Here is a 19099-nt window from a genome sequence, read left to right on the forward strand (position 1 = left end):
GGGACCAGCATGGATTTCGACGACACCCCCGACGAGGCGGCCTGGCGCGCCGAGGTGCGCTCGTTCCTGGAGCAGCACCGGGGCGAACACGCGGACGCCCGGGCCTGGCAGGCCACCCTGTACGACGCCGGATACGTCGGGGTGGCCTGGCCGGTTCCGGCCGGCGGCCGCGGCGGCACCCCGATGCAGCAGGCGATCGTCGACCAGGAGATGGCCCGGCTCGGCCTGCCCGCGCTGATCAACCTGATCGGCATCGGCATGTGCGGCCCGACCGTGATCGTGCACGGCAGCGACGACCAGAAGCAGCGCTACCTCAAGCGGCTGCTGCGGGCCGAGGACCTGTGGTGCCAGCTCTTCAGCGAGCCGGAGGCCGGCAGCGACCTGGCCGGGCTGCGCACCCGGGCGGTCCGCGACGCCGACGGCGGCTGGCGGGTCAGCGGCCAGAAGGTGTGGACCACGCTCGCGCACCTGGCCGACTACGGGATCCTGCTCACCCGGACCGATCCGGACGTGCCCAAGCACCGCGGCCTGACGATGTTCGTGGTGGACATGATGGCACCTGGCGTCACGGTCCGGCCGTTGCGGCAGATGAACGGCGCCGCGCACTTCAACGAGGTGTTCTTCGACGACGTGCTGATCCCCGACGCCGAGCGGCTGGGCGAGGTCGGTGAGGGCTGGCGGGTGGCGCTGACGACGCTGATGAGCGAGCGGCTCTCACTCGGTGGCGGCGGCACGGCGATCGGGCCGAAACCGGAGACGGTGGCCCGGCACGTCGCCGAGCACATCGGCGCGCTGCCCGCCGACCGGCAGGTGCTGGCCCGGCAGCAGCTGGGCCGCGGGTACGTCGCCGCGCTCGGCGCCCGCTACACCGGTTACCGCCAGCTGTCGAAGCTGAGCCGGGGCGAGCTTCCCGGTCCGGAGGCGTCGGCGGGCAAGCTGAGCGGCACCCGGTCGGCACGCGATCTGGCCGACCTGGCGGTGCGCGTGCTCGGGGACGACGCCCGCGTCGCCGCGTCGCGCGACGGCGACAGCACCTGGCAGAACGCTCAGGCGGGGTTACCCGGCATCGCGATCGCCGGCGGCAGCGATCAGGTGCTGCGCAACATCATCGGCGAGCGGGTCCTCGGCCTGCCCGCCGAGCCCCGGGCCGACAAGGACGTCCCGTTCAAGGAGAGCGTGGCTTAACGATCCCCACGGATGAATCCGGGGGATTTCCCTCCGGGGACAGGCCCTGGATTTCCAGCTCGGACTGCATCTGATCCACCGTCGCGGAAGGAGGCGATCCGATGTCTGACGTCGTCGGCACTGGCACGGTGACGTTCCGCCGTGGCGAGGATCGTCCTCGCGGCGTTGAGGTCACGGCCGGCGGTGTAGCCGCAGGCCGCGCACTCGAAAGTCCGTACACCCAGTCCGAGGCGGAGATTGGCTCTCTCGCCGCACCCGGAACAGGTCATGGTGGTGTAGGCGGGCGGCACCAGCACCACCTTGCGGCCCGCCCGCATGCCACGCTCGATCAGTTCTCGCTTGGCCGCGCCGATCGCGTTGTCGGCGGCCTTGCGGGCCATGCGGCTCTTGGCCAGGAACGTCGGTTTGAAGTCCTCGACGGCGATCAGGCGGTGGTGGGTGACCACGGTCTTCGCCCAGACACGGGCGTCGTGGGTGTTCTGCCGGGCGGCCTTCTTGGCGATCCGGGCGGCCTGCCGCTTCGCAGTCTGGTAACCCTTCGACGCCGGCTGGCCTGTGGGCCGGCGGCGGCGAGCCATCCTGCGCTGGGCCTTGGCCAGTTCGGCCGCGCAGCGCTTGCGGTGGCCCAGGTGCGGCAGGTCGAAGTTCGGGTTCGTGGTGGTGGCGGTGGTCGTCACACCCCAGTCCACACCGATGCCCGGCAGATCAGCATCGGGCACCTCGGCCTGCTCGCGGCGGACCACGAACGAGGCGTACCAGTGGCCCACGTTGTCGCGGTAGACGCGGACCGACGTCGGTTCGGACGGCAGGTTGCGGGACCAGACGACCGGGACGGTCTTCTTGCCCGGCAGGCAGAGCCGGCCGTTTCTGATCGAGAAGCCCCGGGTGGTGTACTCCAGGCTCGGCAGCGCGTCCTTCTTGCGCTTGACCTTCGGCCGGCCCCGGCCCTTGACCGTGAACGAGGCGTCCAGGGCGGCCCCATAGGTGCGCAGCGTCTGCTGCTGCGCGACCTGCGAGCCGGCACGCAGCCAGGCGTTGCGGCTCCGCGCCTCAGTCAGCAGCTTGCTCAGCTTGCCGAACGTCGGCTTGCGCCCGGACGCCTGCTGGTGGACGGCCTCGTTCCACAGCCATCGGCAGCGGGACCACTCGGCGAGCAGCGCGGCCCGCGCCTGGCGGCCGGGCCGCAGGCGATAGGTGTAGCGCACCGTCTCGACCACACCAACCACTGTACACAAGACAACTTGTCACTCGCACGGCGGACGGGATCCGATCGAACAACACCGTCGGATACCGCTGTACCTACCACGTCCTCTGGTGCCCCAAGTACCGCCGCGACGTCATCACCGGTGACGTCGACACCCGGCTCAAAGAGATCATCCGCGAGGACCAGCGCAACGTCTGACCAGACACCCATCCGGCCCTGGCGGCGGATGGGCCACCCCTGACCTGCTCCGCTGTGGTTCCGCTTCCATCCCACGGCTAAAGCCGCGGTTTCCGCGAAAGGATCCCGATGAACTTCGACCTGGACCAGGAGCACCGGGACCTGGCCGGCGCGGCCGGCGAGTTCCTGTCGGCCTCGGCCTCCCCGGCGGCGGCCCGGACGGCGCTGGAGGAAGGTACGGGCGCCCGGCCCGGCCGTGCGGAGCTGGTCAAGAGCGGCTACGCGACGATCACGATCCCGGAGAGCGCCGGCGGGGGCGGCGGTAGCGTCCTGCAGCTCGCCGTGGTGGCCGAGCAGGCCGGGCGGGTGCTGGCCGGCCCGTCGCTGGTGAGCTTCGCGCGGGCGGCCGTGCTCCTGGAGGGCGAACCGGACCGGCTGGCCGGGGTCGCCGACGGCACCCTGGCCGTCGCGGTCGTCGACGACAGCGGCCCGGTGCTGGACGCGATCGGCGCCGACACCTTCCTGGCGCTGCGCGACGGCGCCCTGGTCTGCGGGCCGGGCCGGGTCACCGCGCGGGAGCCGATCGACCCGACCCGAGGTCTCGGCGACGTCGGCCTGGGCGAGACCGTCACCCTGGCGCCCGATGCCGCCGCGCTGTGGCAGCGGGCCGAGCGGGTCGGCCGCACGATCCTCGCCGCCGAGGGGCTGGGCGCCGCGGCCCGCCTGCTGGAGACGGGCGTGGCGTACGCGAAGGAGCGGCACGCGTTCGGGCGCCCGATCGGCTCGTACCAGGCGGTCAAGCACATGCTCGTCGACGTGTACGTCGCGGTCGAGCAGCTGCGGTCACTGGTCTGGTGGGCCGCCTGGGCCGCCGGTCACGCACCCGGCGAGTTGCCGATGGCCGCGGCCGCCGCCAAAGCCGCCGCGGCCACCACGCTGGAGCTCGCCGCCGAGACCGTGATCCAGGTGCACGGCGGCATCGGGTTCACCTGGGAGCACGACGCCCACCTGTACTGGCGGCGCGCCAAGGTGGACCGGTTCCTGCTCGGTGACGACGTCGCGGCCTTCGACGAGGTCGCCCGACTGGCGATGCGGGAGGAAACGCTATGAGCGGTCACCACCTCGCGGTCCTTGCCGAGAAGGCCTTCGAACGCCACGGCGACTACGAGTCGCTGTTCTTCGAGGGCACCTGGCTGACCTCGGGCGAGATCCATGACAGGTCCACCCGGGTCGCCGGCGGGCTGCGCGCGCACGGGGTGCAGCCGGGCGACCGGGTGGTCGTGATGACCATGAACACCCCGGAGGTGTTCATCTCCTACCGGGCGATCTGGCGGGCCGGCGCGGTGGTGACGCCGGTGATCTTCCTGCAGAGCGGTCCGGAGCTGCGGCACATCCTCACCGACTCCGGCGCCACCGCGGCGATCATCAGCCCGGAGCTGGTCACCCTGTTCCGCGCCGCCGCCGAGGGCCTGGACATCAGGACGTTCGTGATCGGCGAGAACTACGCCGAGCTCGAGGCCGGCGAACCGGCCCCGATCGAACCGCGCGCGGACGACGATCTCGCGGCGCTGCTCTACACCGGAGGGACCACCGGCCGGGCGAAGGGCGTCATGCTCAGCCATCGCGGGCTGTGGGAGGCCGGTCGTGGCCTCGAGCTGACCTCCCGGTCGTCGTCCGCGACGAGGTCGCTGCTGCCACTGCCGCTGTCCCACGCCTACGGCCTGATCGTCACCATCGCCGGCATGCATTCCGAGCGGCGGCTGGTCTCGGTGCTGCAGCGCTGGTTCGACCCGGTCAGCTGGCTGCAGCTGGTCGCCGAGCACCGCCTCGAAACCAGCCCGGTCGTCCCCACGATGCTGCAAATGCTGCTCGGCCAGCCGCTCGGCGACTACGACCTGTCGTCGCTGCAATCCTTCGGCTCGGGCGGCGCCACCCTGCCGCCGGCGATCCGTGCCGCGGCCGAGAAGACCTTCGGCGTGACTGTCCTGCAGGGCTACGGCTGCACCGAGTCCAGCGCGGTGATCTCGGCGGAGTCACTCGCCGAGCACCGTGCCGGCAGCGTCGGCAAGCCGCTTGCGCACAACGAGACGGCGATCCTGGACCCCGACGGAAAGCCGGTGCCGACCGGTGCGGACGGCGAGATCTGCGTCCGCGGTCCCGGCGTGATGCTCGGCTACTGGAACGACCCGGAGCTGACCGCGCGGACCGTCCGGGACGGCTGGCTGCACACCGGCGACGTCGGCCGCCTCGACGAGGACGGCTACCTCTACGTCGTGGACCGGCTGAAGGACCTGATCATCCGGGGCGGCTTCAACGTCTTCCCCCGCGACGTCGAGGACGTGCTGCTGGAGCATCCGGCCGTGCAGATCGCGGCGTGTGTCGGCAGACCGGACCCGGAGCACGGCGAGGAGGTGGTCGCCGTGGTCCAGCTGGCGCCGGGTCAGCAGGTCAGCGGCGCGGAGCTGGTCGAGTACGCCCGGGAGCGGATGGCGAAGTACAAATACCCCCGCGAGGTCACCGTGCTGGACGCGGTGCCGCTGACCAGCGTCGGGAAACTCGACCGCAAAGCGGTACGCAACCTGGTCCGGGAAGCGCGATGAGCCGCCGGATCGCCGGGATGGCGGTGATCGTCACCGGTGGCGCGCGCGGCATCGGCCAGGCCACCGCCCAGCGCCTGGCCCGGCTCGGCGCCTCGGTCGCGATCGGTGACCTCGACGCCGACCTGGCGGCCGCGGTCGCCGCACCCTTCGGCGACCGGGTCACGGCCGCCCGGCTGGACGTCACCGATCCCGCCTCGTGGCGTGACTTCCTGACCGAGGTCGACCATCTGGGCCCGTGGGACGCGCTGATCAACAACGCCGGGATCATGCCGCTCGGCTCGCTGCTCAAGGAGCCCGATCAGATCACCCGGACCATCTTCGACGTCAACGTCTTCGGGATGATCAACGGTACGAAGGCGGTCGTGCCCGGCATGGTCGACCGCGGTCACGGCCACATCGTCAACGTGGCCTCGGCGGTGGGCCGGCTCGCCGTCGCGAACGCCGCCACCTACTCCGCCTCGAAGTTCGCCGTGGTCGGGTTCAGCGAGGCCCTGCGGGCCGAACTCGCCCCCGACGGCATCGACGTCACGCTCATCCTGCCGACCGTGGTGCGGACCGAGCTCTCCGCCGGCATCCCCGCCGCCCGGGGCGTCACCACGGTCAGCCCGGACGACGTGGCCACGGTGATCGAGTCCGCCCTGCGCAAGCCGCAGGCCGAGCTGTGGGTCCCGCGCTGGGTGCAGGGCCCCACCAAGCTCACCCAGGCCCTGCCCCGTCGCGTGCAGGCCGTGCTCGACAGAATGTCGGACGCCGGGAAGGTCCTGAGCCAGGCCGACCCGGTCGCGCGTCAGGCCTATGAGGAGCGGGCTCGCGGATCGCGTTCCGGGGTCGACGATCCGGATTGATCCGAGGCGAGCCCGCCGGCGGATGATCGCGACGAGGCCGCCGAGCGCGAACGACACGGCCAGGCCGCGGATTCTCGGCGGACGCCGCGCCGGGCGAGGAAGCCCAGCCCGGCGGTGTAGGCGGCCCGGGCCGGCGCGGCGAGCGCCGAGGCGGGGCTGAACCGGGACAGTGGCAGCCGGGCCGAGCCGCAGGCCAGGTTCATCGCCACCCGGCCGAGACCGGCCTGGTCACACCCGGCGGCCAGACGCCCTAGTGGGCCACGGCCAGGACCGGCTCCCGGTGCTCGACCGTGAGCCGGTGCGGCCGGACCACCAGGAAGCAGACCAGGGTGGCGGCGAGCATGCCGCCGAAGACGACGATCGCCATCGCCACCGCGCCGACGCCCAGCATGCCGACCAGCGGTGCGGCCACCGCGCCCACGCCGAACTGGATCGCCCCGAGCAGGGCGGCCGCGGTGCCGGCCGCCTCACCGTGGCGGGAGAGAGCCAGGGCCGGTGCGTTCGGCATGGCCAGGCCGACCATGGTCAGCACCAGCCAGAGCGGGATCAGGGTGCCGAACAGGCCGCCGGTCCCGGTGACCGCCAGCGCCAGCAGCACCAGGCCGAACCCGAGACCGGCCAGCAGCGAACCGCCCAGGATCTGCTGCGGCGTCCAGCGGCGCAGCAGGCGGACGTTGAACTGCGTGGCGCCGATCAGACCGACCGCGCCGCCCGCGAAGATCAGCGCGAACTGCTGCTCGCTCATGCCGTACTCGTCCTGGAAGACGTAGGATGACCCGCTCACGTAGGCGAACAGCGCCGCCATCGCCAGCCCGGCCACCAGGACCAGGCCCACGTAGACCCGGTCGGTGAAGAGGCGGCCGTAGTCACGGACCGTGCCCCGCACACCGCCGCTGCGGCGCCCGGTGACCGGCAGGGTCTCCGGCAGGACCAGCGCGGCGGCCAGCATGATGGCGGCGCCGGCGGCGGCCAGCACCACGAACACCCCGCGCCACGACGTCCAGCCCAGCACCAGGCCACCGACCGTGGGGGCGAGGATCGGGGCGACCCCGACCACCAGCATCAGGCGGGAGAAGAGGCGGGCCGCGGCGAATCCGTCGAACAGGTCACGCACCATCGCCATCGCGACCACGGCGGCCGCGGCGGCGCCCAGGCCCTGCAGGATGCGCAGGGTGCCCAGCATCGCCAGATCGGGCGCGAGCACGCAGAGAACCGACGCGAGCACGTGCACCGCGATGCCGGCGAGCAGGGGCAGCCGCCGGCCGATGGCGTCGGAGAGCGGGCCGATCAGCAACTGCCCGAGCGCCAGGCCGACCAGCGTTCCGGTGAGCGTCAGCTGGACGGCCGCGGCGCTGGTGTGCAGGTCGGTGGTGATCGTCGGCAGGGCCGGCAGGTACATGTCGATGGTCAGTGGCCCCAGCGCGGTGAGGAAGCCGAGAACCAGGACGATCCGGAAACGGCGCCCGAGTGGGAGCAGCTCTCCGGGCGAGCGGTCCGCAGCAGGTCTGGTCAGGGTGCGATTTTCGGCCACGCTTTCGCACAAGGAGTGCCGTGACCAGGTTCTTCCGCCCGCGCCGCTTTGGTAAGGGTGATCACAGTCGGCCCGCGGTGATGAGTTCTCCCGCCCGCACCCGTCATACCTACGACAGGACGTGGTGAGGCGGAAGGATGACGTGATGGATGCGGACATGCGGCTCGGCGAGGTCGGCGAGCCGGAGTTCTCGGGACTGGCGGAGCGGCACCGGCGGGAGCTGCACGTGCACTGTTACCGGATGCTCGGGTCGTTCGAGGACGCCGAGGACACCGTGCAGGAGACGTTCCTGCGGGCCTGGCGGCGGCGGGAGACCTTCGCCGGGCGCTCGACGTTCCGGGCCTGGCTCTACCGGATCGCCACCAACGCCTGTCTGGACCTGCTCGCCAAGTGCCGCCCGGAACCGGCGACCGGCGGGGAGGTGCTGTGGTTGCAGCCCTACCCGGATCGGCTGCTCGACGAGTTGCCCGCGGCCGGCGCGGACGAGCCGGAGACCCTCGCCGTCGCGCGGGAGACGATCGAGCTGGCGTACGTGGTCGCGGTCCAGCACCTCGCGCCGCGCCCGCGGGCCGTGCTGATCCTGCGCGACGTGCTCGGCTGGCCGGCGAAGGACGTCGCGGAACTGCTCGGCGACTCGGTCAACTCGGTCAACAGCGCGCTGCAACGGGCCCGCGCCGGCATGCGCGAGCACCTGCCCGCCGAACGGCAGGACTGGACCGGCGGCGACGAGGACGCCGGCACGCGCGAGCTGGTGCGCCGCTTCACCGAGGCCAGCGTGGCCACGGACATCGACGCGATCACCACGATGCTGCGCGACGACGTCCGCTACGCGATGCCGCCCACGCCGGGAGTCCACGTCGGCCGCGACACCGTGGTGAAGGACTGGGTCGAGCAGGGCTTCGCCGAGATGACGGGCCTGCGGGCCGTGCCGACCGCGGTGAACCGGCAGCCCGCCGTTGCCTTCTACCACTGGCAGGAGGGTGCGTACCGGCCGCTGACGATCGACGTCCTGCGCATCACCGGCGGGAAGATCACCGAGGTGGTCATCTTCCACAGCGACCAGTTCCCGCGCCTCGGGCTGCCGGAGAGCCTGCCGGCGGACGGCACGGAGTAACCCGGTGCGGACGCTCGCGCTGCGCGGCGGCGCGCGGGTCGCGGTGGTCGCGGAGCAGTGGCACCACGCGTTCGGCGTCGTCACCCGCGGCCGGGTGCAGCTGGAGCTGCGCAACGGCGAGCCCGGGCCGGTCCTCGGGCGCAACGCCGGCTTCTGGCTGCGCGGCACCGGCGTCCGTGCCCTGCGCAACCCCGGCCGTCGTACGGCACGGCTGCGCATCGTCACGCCCGAATCAGTCACCGAACCCTGGAGGAACGACATGACCAGCACGAACGACATCGCGATGGCCGCACGCCCGGCATCCGGCTGGCTCGCCGTCACCGGTTTGCTCGCCACAGCGGCGGCGATGGTGGCCACCACCCTCGCCGCCGCGCTCGCCCGGGCCGCCGGCGTCGACTTCACGGTCCCGGACGGTGGCGAGACCATCCCGCTGGGCGGGTTCGCCGTGGTGACCGGCTTCTCCTCGGTCGTGGGCGTCGTGATCGCCGTCGCGCTGCTGCGCTGGAGCGCTCGCCCCGCCGAGCGATTCCTCTGGACGGCACTGACCCTGACGGCGATCTCCTTCGTCCCGCCGCTGATCTCCGGGGCGAACGCCGCCACGACCGCCGCCCTCATCGCACTGCACCTGATCCCCGCAGCCGTCATGATCCCCACCCTGACCCGCGGCCTGCGAGCCCGCTGAGCGCCCTGCCGTCCACCGGTCGGTGGACGGCAGGTTAGATCGGTCGAGGCTGTCCGCGGACACAGCCCGGCGACCAGCATTTACGCCATGAGAAACCTTCCTGTACGGGTGGCCGGCTGGAGCGCCCGGCACCCCTGGCAAGCGATCGCCGGCTGGATGCTCTTCGTGGTCCTGTGCATGGCGGCCGGGGTGGCGGCGGGCGGCAACGCGGCCACCACTGAGGACTTCCGTATCGGCGAGGCCGGCCGGGCCGAGGCGATCGCCGCCGAGGGCGGGCTGGGGCAGAAACCCGTCGAGCGGGTCCTGATCAGCGCCGGTGCGGGCGGCTTCGACCGGGCCGAGGCGGAGACCGCCGCACGCGACGTCGCCACCCGGATGCGGACGCTGGCCGAGGTCGAATCGGTGAGCGCGCCGGTCTGGTCGGGCGACGGCACGGCGGTCCGCGTCGACGTGACCATGCGCGGCCCGGAGCTGGAGGGCAAGAAGCACGTGGACCCGCTGCGCGAGCAGACGGCCCGGGTGCAGGCGGCACATCCGCAGTTGCGGGTGGAGGAGACCGGCAGCCCGTCGATCAGCAAGGGCATCGGGGAACTGCGCAGCGACGACCTCGCCCGTACCGAGATGATCGCGGTGCCGGTCACGCTGCTCACGCTCTTCGTCGTGTTCGGGTCGATCGCGCTGGCCGTCGTACCGTTGGTGCTCGCCCTGTCGTCGATCGCCGCGGCGATCGGTCTGTCCATGCTGGCCTCGCACCTCTTCCCGGACGCGGGTGTCGGCACGAACGTGATCCTGCTGATCGGCATGGCGGTCGGCGTCGACTACACGCTGTTCTATCTGAAGCGGGAACGGGAGGAGCGGGCCCGAAACGGCGGCCGGCTCGACTCCCGCGGGATCGTGGACATCGCCGCGGCGACGTCCGGACGGGCCGTGGTGCTCTCCGGGATCGCGGTGATCGTCTCCAGCGCCACCATGTACCTGGCCGACGACGTGATCTTCTCCTCGATCGCGACCGGGGCGATCACGGTCACCCTGGTCGCGGTGCTCAGCTCGATGACGGTGCTGCCCGCTCTGCTGGTCAAGCTCGGCGGCCGCTCCGCGCGGCGGCAGAAGCAGGGAGCCGGCCGGATCACCGGCGCCCTGCTGCGGCTCACCAGCCGCCGGCCCGCCACCGTCCTGGGCATCGCGGTCGTGGCCATGCTGGCGCTGACCGCCCCGCTCCTCGGGCTCAACCTCACCGACATGGGCCGGGAGACGCACCCTCGCGAGGTGCCGGCGATGCAGACGTACGATCGGCTGAACGCGGCGTTCCCCGAGCTGAAGGCCATGCATCAGGTGGTCGTCCGGGCCGGCGGCGACCGCGCCGGCGAAGTCGGCGCCGCGCTCGGCGAGCTGGCGCAACGCGCCAGGAGCGACGACCGGCTGGCCGGCACCGCCGAGCTGCGCACCTCCGCGGACGGGCGGATCAGCGTGCTGGAGCTAGCCGTGCCGCACTACGTGAGCACCGGCGCCGCCAAGACCTCATTGCAGACCCTGCGCAGCGAATACGTGCCGGCGACCGTCGGAGCGCTAGCCGGCGTCGAGGTGGCCGTCACCGGTGACGTCGCCCGGTACGCCGACTACCCGGACCATCAGAAGCAGCGACTCCCCCTGATCATCGGAGCGTTGCTGCTGGTGACCTTCGTGATGACGGTGTGGGCGTTCCGGTCGGTGGCCCTCGCCGTGGCGGGAGTGTTCCTGAACCTGCTCTCGGTCGGCGCCTCGCTCGGCGTGCTCGTGCTGGTCTTCCAGAACTCCTGGGCGGAGAGACTGCTCGACTTCGACTCCACCGGCTCGATCGGCTCCCGCGTGCCGCTGTTCCTGTTCGTGATCCTCTTCGGACTCTCCACCGACTACCAGGTGTTCGTGATCAGCCGGATCCGGGAGGCGGTGCTGCGCGGCGTGCCCACCCGCCAGGCGGTCCTCGACGGCATCGGCAGCTCCGCACGGGTGGTGACCAGCGCCGCCTTCGTCATGGTGACGGTCTTCGCCAGCTTCGTCGGCCTGCACATCATCGAGATGAAGCAGATGGGCTTCGTCCTGGCCGTGGCGGTCATCCTGGACGCCGTGGTCATCCGCATCATGATCCTGCCCGCGCTGATGCTGCTGCTCGGCGAGCGCAGCTGGTGGCCGGCACGCCGCACCCCGCCGGGCCGGCCGGGGGCGGCCCTCGGCCGGCACCTCGCGGAAGTACGCTGACCAGCGTGAATCGCCAGCGGGCACTGAGCCGGGCCTACGCCGTCACCTGGGTGGTCCTCGGCCTGTGCCCGCCGCTGGTCGCGGTCGCCGACCGATCCGCCGGGCTGCGGACGTGGTCGCTGATCATCGCGGTCGTGCTCGCGGCGGGCTACGCGGCGGCCCGCAGGTTCCCGGCGCTCTTCCTCGGCCTGCTGATCGCCGGGCTGGGCGCGAGCGCCTTCCTGCTCGGCGGCGGCGCGGCGTTCCTCATCGTGTCGATCCCCCAGTTCTGGCTGTTCAGCCGGGACACCCGCCAGGCGATCACGCTCAGCGGGCTGGCCGCCGCGGTCACCCTGGCCGGCGGCGCCCTGCGGACCGGCCTCTACACCGGCAACTCCCTGGCCGTCGTCATCGGCTTCGCGGTGGGCACGCTGGGGGCACTGCTGATCCAGCGGCTGGTCCGCGACCACGCCGTGGACACCGCCCGGCTGCGCGCCGAGCTGGATCTGGCGCTGCAGCGCCAAGGCGCCGCCGAGGAGAGGAACCGCATGGCCCGGGAGATCCACGACACCCTCGCGCAGGGTTTCGCGTCCATCGTGGTGCTCGCCGAGGCAGCGCGGGCCGGTCTTCCGTCCGACCCCGACCGTACGGCGCGCCAGCTCCGTTCGATCGAACAGACGGCCCGGGAGAACCTGGCCGAGGCACGGATCCTGGTGGGGTCGGCGCCGCAGGCCACCGGAACCATCCGGGAGGCACTGCGCCGGGTCCTGGACCGGTTCGCCGAGGACACCGGGGTGGCCGTCGAGGCGGACCTCGCCGACATCGCCGGCGACCAGCAGACCCGGATCGCGCTGCTGCGCTGCCTGCAGGAGTCGCTGGCCAACGTCCGCAAACACGCCGCCGCCACGACCGTCGGCGTGGTGCTGGCGGCGAACGGCGACACCGCCGAACTGGAGATCACCGACGACGGCCGCGGGTTCGTCGTCGCCGGCTCGCGCGGCTTCGGCCTGGACGGCATGCGCCGCCGGCTGGCCGAACTCGGCGGCGAACTGGTCGTCACCAGCTCACCGGGCGACGGCACCCGCATCCTGGCGACGTTACCGGCGAGTGGAGCGACGAGATGACACGGATCATTGTGGCCGACGATCACACGGTGATGCGGGCCGGCGTCGTCGCGCTGCTGGCCCCCGAGCCGGACATCGACATCGTCGGCGAGGCGGCCGACGGTCGGCAGGCCGTCGAACTCGCCGGCCGGCACCAGCCGGACGTCGCCCTGCTCGACCTGCGCATGCCGGTGCTCGACGGGGTGGAGGCCACCGCCGAGATCGTCGCCGGTGGCGGGAACACGCGGGTGCTGATCCTCACCACGTACGACACGGACGCCGACATCGAACGCGCCGTCGAGGCCGGCGCCATCGGATATCTGCTCAAGGACGCCACCCGCGAGCAGCTCGTCGACGCGATCCACGCCGCCGCCCGCGGCGAGACGGTCCTCGCCCCGCGGGTCGCGCAGCGGCTCGTGGCCCGCATGCGCCAGCCGGCGCCGGTGACGCTGACCGTCCGCGAGGCCGAGGTGCTCAACGGCGTGGCCGACGGTCTCTCCAACGGCGACATCGGCAAGCGGCTGGTCATCGCGGAGGCCACGGTGAAGACGCACCTACTGCGCATCTTCGCGAAGCTCGACGTCAGCGACCGTACGCACGCAGTGGTGGTCGCCCTGGACCGCAACCTGATCACCCGCCCCGGCCGACGATAGCGGTCCTCGCAACGGTGTCGTGAAGCGTCCGATCGGATCTGTCATCCGCACCCGAGCGTTCGGAGGCGAGACGGGTTCCGGATGGCTGGACAGCGGCACCGCCGCAGGGTAGGACAGCATGGCGCAGCCACCACAACGGGACCGGAGACAAGCATGACCAGAGTCGTCATCCAACCTTCCTATGGCAACAGGGACGCTTGGCGACACTGGGCGGACACCCTTGATCAAGAGGTGCCATTCACCACGGCTCCGAGGCAGCTCGCCCTGACCACTGCCGATATGGCCGCTCTGATGGATTTTCATCCCGGCGGATCAGCCAGGTTCTGGGGAGCCACCGGTAATCACGATGCCCGGATGGCGACCTTGGAGGAGGGCGACGTCATCCTGTTCACCGGCAAGAAGATCGTTCGCGCGATCGGCGAGGTGGGTTACAGCTTCCGGAACTCCGCTTTCGCGAACACCCTCTGGGATCCCCATGAGGAGCGCGGCAGCTACCAGAACGTCTACAGCCTGATCGCATTTCAGCGCACCGAGATCCCCTATGAGGAGATCTGGGATCTACCCGGATTCAATCCCGGCGACAACTTCATGGGGCTCCGATTCCTGGACCAGGCCAAGAGCGACACCATCCTCCAGGGGCTGGCTATCGACACCCTCACCGCCGCGGCGCAGCAGGTAACACAGGAATCTCGTCTCACAGCGGCCCTCTCCGGTGAGACGGCCCAGTTCCTCGACGTCGAGGCCGTGAACACCACGCACACCAGCTACACGCGGCCGGCCGGCATCACCCTTGTCCACCGTGCCGAGGCGCTGCTGGTGAGCCGATACCGATCCGAACTCGCACCCGATGAGACGGCCAGAAGGATCAGCACCCGGGCCGGCATCACTGATCTGTACGTCACCGGTCCGGCCGGCCCCGAAATCATCGAGGCCAAACGCGCTGCCGGTCACCAGTTCGTACGGCAGGCCCTCGGGCAACTTCTCGACTACGTCATTCACGCACCGGAACCGGTGACCCGGCTCTCCGCTCTCTTCCCGGCACCGCCGTCACCGGCCGACATCGCCTTGCTCAACCGTTATGGCATCGACTGCATCCATCAGGCGCCCGACGGCGCTTTCATCCGTGACGCCGCCACCGACGATCAGCGTCAGCGCATGAAGGCCGTCTGGGGATAGTCCGCGGCGGCCGCCGAGGGCGCTCACGTCGAACTCTCCACCAGAGACTCGATGCGGCGCAGCGAGTCCTCGATCTTCCTGCTGACCTCGAAAACGTCGGAACGAGCATCGACGTCGTTGGCATGATCCCATTCCCACCCGCCGTCGGCGTCGGCCATGACGAACCAGAGATGGCCGCTGTCCGGATGAAGGAACAGGGCACATCCCCAATCCTGGAGAACCAGCGTCGGAGGCTGCGAGGAACAGGTCATCAGGCATGCGCAGCCCTCGCTGTCGTAGCTGGATCGGGAGTTGCGGTGATGAAGCGGGCATCGGCAGTCGCAGAGCCGATCGCGCAGGCGGGGCAGGGTCATCCATGGTCCCATCGGATTCGGGTGGTTGATCACTCAAGTTCGCTTGTCTCGTGCCGCGCCCTGAGCCGTCCGAAAGTCCGGAACGAAGATGACAGCTCGGGAGCACGCCCAGTCTTGCGGTACAGCGATTGGACGTGCCGCCCTCTTCTTCGCCTGCTGTGCATAACTCGAAGCTGTGGATGACCCGCTGAGCGCTGGTCAGCCTGGTAAGGGCACCTCGCGATCAGCGGCCTCGCGGGCGGGCATAGCCGGAGATGCTGCGGCCGCCGCGGGTCACGTTCCGTCGCTCTGTACGGTCGAAGGAATTGCCCTCCACCGTGGTCACCATGGACCCCCTGACCGCGACCACGATGCCGACGTGGTCGTTCTCCCAGTCGCTGTCACCGAGGCGGTAGAGAATGGCGTCGCCGGGGCCGGACGCCGGTCAGCTGCGAGCCCGCAACGTAGTTCGTGCGCTCGCTGCTGGACTGACCGCCGTCAGCGGTGGCCCAGGTCCTCACACCCGAGCAGGGTGAGGATGAGGGCCACCGCGGGGCTGACGGCGACCACCGTGATGCGGTGACCGGAGCGGCTCGCCTCGTGCTGCAGCTGCAGCAGGGCCCGGACGCCGGCGCCGTCGATGAAACCGACCGCGCGGAGGTCCAGTTCGAGGGGGCCGGTCAGGGACGGCAGCAACTTGCCGGTCCGGTCGAGGAACTCCTGCACGCCGACCATGTCCAGGTCGCCGCTCACGGTGAGCCGGACGGCGGCCCGGTCACCCGCCGGGGTGACGGACAGCTCCGGACTCCACTTCGCCGGTTCCGCGGGTAGTTCCATCGGCTCTTCTCCACCCGGCCGGACAGGGGCCTCACCACTCACGATACGCGCGGCGTTGCCCCGATTCAGCGATCCCGGCACAGCAGCCGGTTCATCCGCCGCCGGGTGGGGCATTTACCCTCGTACTGAGGATCGGCGTGCGGCCGGCCACGGCGCCGGCCGATGACGAACGAGGGCATGCGCATGGACAATCCAGTGCAGGTCGACGTCACAGCGCAGGGAACGGTTCGTGTCGTGCTCACCGGATCGGTGATCCTGGTGCGGCACGACGAGGTGCTGACGCCGGTCGAGCGGGCAATGAAGGCGGCGGATCCGAACACGCGGATGTTCGTCGACCTGTCCGACGTCACGTCGCTCGACTCCTCCGGCATCGCCCTGCTTCTTCTCCTGCGCCGCCGCGCGCTGCGCGCCGGCGCGGAATTCCACCTGTACGGCGCCCGTCCCGAGGTGCGGCACCATCTGCGCCTGGCCGGCCTGACCACGCTGTTCCGTCTGGACACGGCGGAGGCGGACAACACTCCGAGCGCTGACGGCAAGGCTCCCCGGATGAAGGCCGACAGCCGGGCCACGACCGAGGTGGAGATCCTGGACGAGCCTTTCGACATGGACGAGATCAGAACCGTCCGGCACCGCCTGGGCAGCTACGCCGCCAGCGTCGGAATGTCCGACATGGATCAGTACAAACTGATGCTCGCGGTCACCGAGGTGATGGCGAACTCGGTGCGGCACGGCGGCGGGCAGGGGCACATCCGGGTGCGTGGCCGGGGTGACCGGCTGATGATCGAGATCAGCGACGAGGGTCCCGGGATCCCCCGCCGGTTCCTGGAGGAGCGTCCCCGGCCACGACCCGGCCGGATCGGTCTGGCCGGCCTGTGGCTGGTCCGCCAGATCTGCGACGGGGTGGAGATCGACACCGGCCCCGGGGGTACCACCGTGCGGCTGACCTTCTCCTTCCCGGGCTGAGCCGGGACCGTCATGACCGGGCAGCCCGAGCCACGAGATCTGCTGATGACCGCGTACCGGGTCCTCGGCCGGTCGTTGAACCTGCATCGCAACGCCGGCGCCGCGGTCCGGCTCGCGGTGCCGGCGCTGGCCCGGTCAGCCGTGCTCGTCCTGGTCCTCGACCAGCAGGCGCTGTGGTGGACGGCGGGCGGCACGGATCGGGAGGGAATCGCCGCCCCGGCCGGACTGCCCTCCTGGATCCGGTCCCGGTTGACCGAGACCGACGTCATCCGGCTGCGCCCGGTCCCGTTCGGACGGTGGGCCCTGCCGGGCGGCACGGAGCACGACGGCCACGGCGCGGTCGTGCAGCTGTCGTGCTCGTACCAGTGCCGGGGCGTTCTGCTGCTGCTGCGCGACCCCGATCAGCCGGCCTTCACCGCCGCTGACCAGGAGCTCGCGGCGGAGTTCGCCGCGTCGGTCAGCCGTGCGGTGACGGCCGCCCTGCTCTACCGCGACCAGGTGCAGCTCGCCGAACAGCTGCGGGTGGCGCTGCTGCCGGCCCCGCTGCCGTCGGTCGCCGGGATCGAGCTGGCCGCGGCGTACCGGCCGGCCCGCGAGGCGCATCGCATCGGCGGCGACATCCTGCACGTCGAGTCGCTGGCCGACGGGGGTGCGCTGTGCGCGCTGGGCGACGTGTGCGGCAAGGGCATCGAGGCGGCGGTGGCCGGCAACCGGCTGCGCAAGTCGCTGCGGGCCCTGCAGCCGTTCACCAGTCAGCCGCTCGACCTGCTGAACCTGCTCAACGACGAGACGTTCGACCCGGACGGCGCGGACGCGACGCAGTTCGCCACGCTGCTCATCGGCGTCGTCCGGGTGGTGCCGCACGGCGGCGCGCTGCTGCGGCTGGCCGCCGGCGGTCACCCTCCGCCGCTGGTGGTGCGGCGGGCCGGGACGGTGCAGGTGCAGCACATCGGCGGCATGATGCTCGGCGCCGAGGCGTCGGCGAAGTTCGCCGAGGCGGTGATCTGGCTGGCTCCGGGCGAGACCTGCGTGCTCTACACCGACGGGGTGGTGGACGCCGAGGGTGGTCCGCTCGGCGCGGCGTTCGGCGAGCAGCGGCTGATCGCCCTGCTGACTGATTACGCCGGTATGCCGGCCGCTCTCGTGGCGGAACGGATCGAGCAGTGCACCAGCGACTGGCTGAACGGCGCCGACCACGACGACATCGCGGTGCTGGTGGTCCGCGCTCCACACCCGCAGGACGCGGCCTGAGCAAGCACCCGCAGAACGCGGCCTGAGGAGCACCGCAGGACGCAGCCTGCGCGAGCACCCGCAGGACGCGGCCTGCGCGAGCACCCGCAGAACGCGGCCTGAGGAGCACCGCAGGACGCAGCCTGCGCAAGCACCCGCGAGATGCGACCTGGGTTCAGCGGCCGTGCTGCGGCAAGCCGGCCTGCACGGCCCAGCCACCACCCGATCTCGGCCCGGCGGTCAGCTGGCCGCCGAGCTGTTGCACCCGCTCCCGCAGGCCGGTCAGCCCGCGCCCGGTGCCCGGCACCCCACCCACGCGGAGCGAAGTGGGGTCGTTCTCCACCCGTACCCGCAAGGTGTCGGACGAACCGCTGACCGTGACCCGCACAGCGGCGCCGGGCGCGTAGCGCAAGGCGTTGGTCAGACTCTCCTGCACCACGCGGAAGGCCAGGTGCGCGACCTCCGGGGTGACGTCGTCGCAGGCGCCGTCGAAGCGGCACGAGACGTCGAGCCCGGACCGCCCGGCCCGGGTGACCACCTCGTCGATCAGGGCGAGGTCCGGGCTCTCGACAGCGCCGCCACCGAGCAGATCGACCAGCCGCTGCAGGTCGCCGCGGCCCTGCCGGGCCGACTCGGCGATCGCCGTGAAGGCCGCTCGTGCCCGGTCCGGGTCACGGTCCACGAGGCGCTGCCCGGCCGCCGCCTGGATGATCATCACGCTGATCGCGTGCCCGACGATGTCGTGCAACTCGGCGGCGATCCGCGACCGCTCGTGCCGCAGCGCCAGGTCGGCGAAGAGATCCCGCTCCTCCTCCAGTTCCCGCGCGCGGGCCGCGAGCTGGTCGGCGGTCTCCCGCCGCTGCCGCAGCACGGTCCCGGCCAGATATCCAGGCAGACCGAAGACGATCAGCGGCACGGGGTTGGTCCCGCCGGTCACGAGGAAGAGCACGACCAGATAGGCGGCCAGCCCGGCGCCGGCCCACCAGCTGCGGAAACCCAGCGCGGTCACGGTCGACAGCAACGCCATGATCACGAAGGCGGACTCCGGGAACCAGACGTCACGGGCCAGCAGCGCGCCGAGCAGCCAGAGCGCGCCGCCGGCCAGCGCCACCGTCCGGGGGTGCGTGCGCCACCAGATCAGCGACAGGCCGCTCGCCGCCAGGCAGGCCAGGAGAATCGGATCGGGCCGGCCGTGCCACGCGGCCGGCAGCACGACGACGGCCAGCACCAGCGCGATCGTGAGCCGGCGCATC

General features: G+C 71.5%; 18 protein-coding genes. 13 read left to right on the forward strand and 5 right to left on the reverse strand.

The features are described from left to right. The first annotated feature begins 9 nt into the window (after nt 1-9). Nucleotides 10-1185: an acyl-CoA dehydrogenase family protein gene (locus AB0F81_RS23175; protein WP_360200515.1), complete on the forward strand. Its 1176-nt coding sequence runs from the start codon at nt 10-12 to the stop codon at nt 1183-1185. On the opposite strand, the gene AB0F81_RS23180 is transcribed toward AB0F81_RS23175, so the two are convergent. Next, nucleotides 1182-2402: a transposase gene (locus tag AB0F81_RS23180; RefSeq protein ID WP_360200517.1), complete on the reverse strand. Its 1221-nt coding sequence runs from the start codon at nt 2400-2402 to the stop codon at nt 1182-1184. The two genes, AB0F81_RS23175 and AB0F81_RS23180, sit on opposite strands and share 4 nt — an antisense overlap. A gap of 47 nt (nt 2403-2449) precedes the next feature. On the opposite strand from AB0F81_RS23180, the gene AB0F81_RS23185 reads away from it, so the two are divergent. The 4 genes from AB0F81_RS23185 to AB0F81_RS23200 all read left to right on the forward strand — a co-directional run bounded on the left by AB0F81_RS23185 (nt 2450) and on the right by AB0F81_RS23200 (nt 6011). Then, nucleotides 2450-2587 carry a transposase gene (locus AB0F81_RS23185; protein WP_360200594.1) on the forward strand — a complete coding sequence of 46 codons (138 nt, stop codon included), beginning with the start codon at nt 2450-2452 and terminating at the stop codon, nt 2585-2587. Between the two features lie 108 nt (nt 2588-2695). Then, nucleotides 2696-3676 carry an acyl-CoA dehydrogenase family protein gene (locus tag AB0F81_RS23190; RefSeq protein ID WP_360200519.1) on the forward strand — a complete coding sequence of 327 codons (981 nt, stop codon included), beginning with the start codon at nt 2696-2698 and terminating at the stop codon, nt 3674-3676. After that, nucleotides 3673-5166 carry an AMP-binding protein gene (locus tag AB0F81_RS23195; protein WP_360200521.1) on the forward strand — a complete coding sequence of 498 codons (1494 nt, stop codon included), beginning with the start codon at nt 3673-3675 and terminating at the stop codon, nt 5164-5166. Before AB0F81_RS23190 ends, AB0F81_RS23195 begins: the two co-directional genes overlap by 4 nt. Beyond that, complete coding sequence (locus AB0F81_RS23200) at nt 5163-6011, forward strand: SDR family oxidoreductase (RefSeq protein WP_360200523.1); 849 nt, start codon at nt 5163-5165, stop codon at nt 6009-6011. Before AB0F81_RS23195 ends, AB0F81_RS23200 begins: the two co-directional genes overlap by 4 nt. A 250-nt stretch (nt 6012-6261) precedes the next feature. Here the strand turns inward: AB0F81_RS23200 and AB0F81_RS23205 are convergent, their stop codons facing one another. Next, a complete protein-coding gene (locus AB0F81_RS23205) occupies nt 6262-7542 on the reverse strand; it encodes a multidrug effflux MFS transporter (protein WP_360200525.1) in 1281 nt (426 codons plus the stop codon). 145 nt (nt 7543-7687) lie between these two features. Between AB0F81_RS23205 and AB0F81_RS23210 the strand changes: the two genes are divergently transcribed. The 6 genes from AB0F81_RS23210 to AB0F81_RS23235 all read left to right on the forward strand — a co-directional run bounded on the left by AB0F81_RS23210 (nt 7688) and on the right by AB0F81_RS23235 (nt 14484). After that, nucleotides 7688-8656 carry an RNA polymerase subunit sigma-70 gene (locus AB0F81_RS23210; protein ID WP_360200527.1) on the forward strand — a complete coding sequence of 323 codons (969 nt, stop codon included), beginning with the start codon at nt 7688-7690 and terminating at the stop codon, nt 8654-8656. A 4-nt stretch (nt 8657-8660) separates the two neighbouring features. After that, a complete protein-coding gene (locus AB0F81_RS23215) occupies nt 8661-9338 on the forward strand; it encodes a DUF6069 family protein (protein WP_360200529.1) in 678 nt (225 codons plus the stop codon). Nucleotides 9339-9425: 87 nt separating this feature from the next. Then, nucleotides 9426-11573 carry an MMPL family transporter gene (locus AB0F81_RS23220; RefSeq protein ID WP_360200531.1) on the forward strand — a complete coding sequence of 716 codons (2148 nt, stop codon included), beginning with the start codon at nt 9426-9428 and terminating at the stop codon, nt 11571-11573. A gap of 5 nt (nt 11574-11578) precedes the next feature. Next, on the forward strand, nt 11579-12676 hold the full coding sequence (locus tag AB0F81_RS23225) for a sensor histidine kinase (protein WP_360200533.1): 1098 nt from the start codon (nt 11579-11581) through the stop codon (nt 12674-12676). After that, nucleotides 12673-13308 carry a response regulator transcription factor gene (locus AB0F81_RS23230; RefSeq protein WP_360200535.1) on the forward strand — a complete coding sequence of 212 codons (636 nt, stop codon included), beginning with the start codon at nt 12673-12675 and terminating at the stop codon, nt 13306-13308. The genes AB0F81_RS23225 and AB0F81_RS23230 overlap by 4 nt, the downstream gene beginning before the upstream one ends. Before the next feature lie 153 nt (nt 13309-13461). Continuing rightward, nucleotides 13462-14484: a hypothetical protein gene (locus AB0F81_RS23235; RefSeq protein ID WP_360200537.1), complete on the forward strand. Its 1023-nt coding sequence runs from the start codon at nt 13462-13464 to the stop codon at nt 14482-14484. A gap of 23 nt (nt 14485-14507) precedes the next feature. On the opposite strand, the gene AB0F81_RS23240 is transcribed toward AB0F81_RS23235, so the two are convergent. Next, on the reverse strand, nt 14508-14837 hold the full coding sequence (locus AB0F81_RS23240) for a hypothetical protein (protein WP_360200539.1): 330 nt from the start codon (nt 14835-14837) through the stop codon (nt 14508-14510). 477 nt (nt 14838-15314) lie between these two features. Further along, nucleotides 15315-15653 (reverse strand): STAS domain-containing protein, encoded by a 339-nt coding sequence (locus tag AB0F81_RS23245; protein WP_360200541.1) that lies wholly within the window; start codon nt 15651-15653, stop codon nt 15315-15317. A gap of 183 nt (nt 15654-15836) precedes the next feature. Here AB0F81_RS23245 and AB0F81_RS23250 point away from each other — a divergent pair, with 183 nt between their 5' ends. Both AB0F81_RS23250 and AB0F81_RS23255 read left to right on the forward strand, forming a co-directional pair. Beyond that, the gene (locus AB0F81_RS23250; protein WP_360200543.1) at nt 15837-16616 is read left to right on the forward strand and encodes an ATP-binding protein; all 780 of its coding nucleotides are present in this window, start codon (nt 15837-15839) and stop codon (nt 16614-16616) included. A 12-nt stretch (nt 16617-16628) separates the two neighbouring features. Then, nucleotides 16629-17867: a PP2C family protein-serine/threonine phosphatase gene (locus AB0F81_RS23255; protein ID WP_360200545.1), complete on the forward strand. Its 1239-nt coding sequence runs from the start codon at nt 16629-16631 to the stop codon at nt 17865-17867. A 154-nt stretch (nt 17868-18021) separates the two neighbouring features. On the opposite strand, the gene AB0F81_RS23260 is transcribed toward AB0F81_RS23255, so the two are convergent. Continuing rightward, nucleotides 18022-19098, reverse strand: a complete 1077-nt coding sequence (locus tag AB0F81_RS23260; RefSeq protein WP_360200547.1) for a histidine kinase — start codon at nt 19096-19098, stop codon at nt 18022-18024. Between the last annotated feature and the right edge of the window lies 1 nt (nt 19099).

The sequence above is a fragment of the Actinoplanes sp. NPDC024001 genome, from assembly GCF_040638955.1.
GTDB lineage: Bacteria > Actinomycetota > Actinomycetes > Mycobacteriales > Micromonosporaceae > Actinoplanes.

What these genes read in the sequence shown, in the direction of transcription:
- AB0F81_RS23235 (WP_360200537.1), top strand. Translation starts at nt 13,462, where the DNA reads ATGACCAGAGTCGTCATCCAACCTTCCTATGGCAACAGGGACGCTTGG.
- AB0F81_RS23240 (WP_360200539.1), bottom strand. Translation starts at nt 14,837, where the DNA reads ATGACCCTGCCCCGCCTGCGCGATCGGCTCTGCGACTGCCGATGCCCG.
- AB0F81_RS23230 (WP_360200535.1), top strand. Translation starts at nt 12,673, where the DNA reads ATGACACGGATCATTGTGGCCGACGATCACACGGTGATGCGGGCCGGC.
- AB0F81_RS23255 (WP_360200545.1), top strand. Translation starts at nt 16,629, where the DNA reads ATGACCGGGCAGCCCGAGCCACGAGATCTGCTGATGACCGCGTACCGG.
- AB0F81_RS23195 (WP_360200521.1), top strand. Translation starts at nt 3,673, where the DNA reads ATGAGCGGTCACCACCTCGCGGTCCTTGCCGAGAAGGCCTTCGAACGC.
- AB0F81_RS23190 (WP_360200519.1), top strand. Translation starts at nt 2,696, where the DNA reads ATGAACTTCGACCTGGACCAGGAGCACCGGGACCTGGCCGGCGCGGCC.
- AB0F81_RS23210 (WP_360200527.1), top strand. Translation starts at nt 7,688, where the DNA reads ATGGATGCGGACATGCGGCTCGGCGAGGTCGGCGAGCCGGAGTTCTCG.
- AB0F81_RS23250 (WP_360200543.1), top strand. Translation starts at nt 15,837, where the DNA reads ATGGACAATCCAGTGCAGGTCGACGTCACAGCGCAGGGAACGGTTCGT.
- AB0F81_RS23220 (WP_360200531.1), top strand. Translation starts at nt 9,426, where the DNA reads ATGAGAAACCTTCCTGTACGGGTGGCCGGCTGGAGCGCCCGGCACCCC.
- AB0F81_RS23175 (WP_360200515.1), top strand. Translation starts at nt 10, where the DNA reads ATGGATTTCGACGACACCCCCGACGAGGCGGCCTGGCGCGCCGAGGTG.
- AB0F81_RS23200 (WP_360200523.1), top strand. Translation starts at nt 5,163, where the DNA reads ATGAGCCGCCGGATCGCCGGGATGGCGGTGATCGTCACCGGTGGCGCG.
- AB0F81_RS23260 (WP_360200547.1), bottom strand. Translation starts at nt 19,098, where the DNA reads ATGCGCCGGCTCACGATCGCGCTGGTGCTGGCCGTCGTCGTGCTGCCG.
- AB0F81_RS23245 (WP_360200541.1), bottom strand. Translation starts at nt 15,653, where the DNA reads ATGGAACTACCCGCGGAACCGGCGAAGTGGAGTCCGGAGCTGTCCGTC.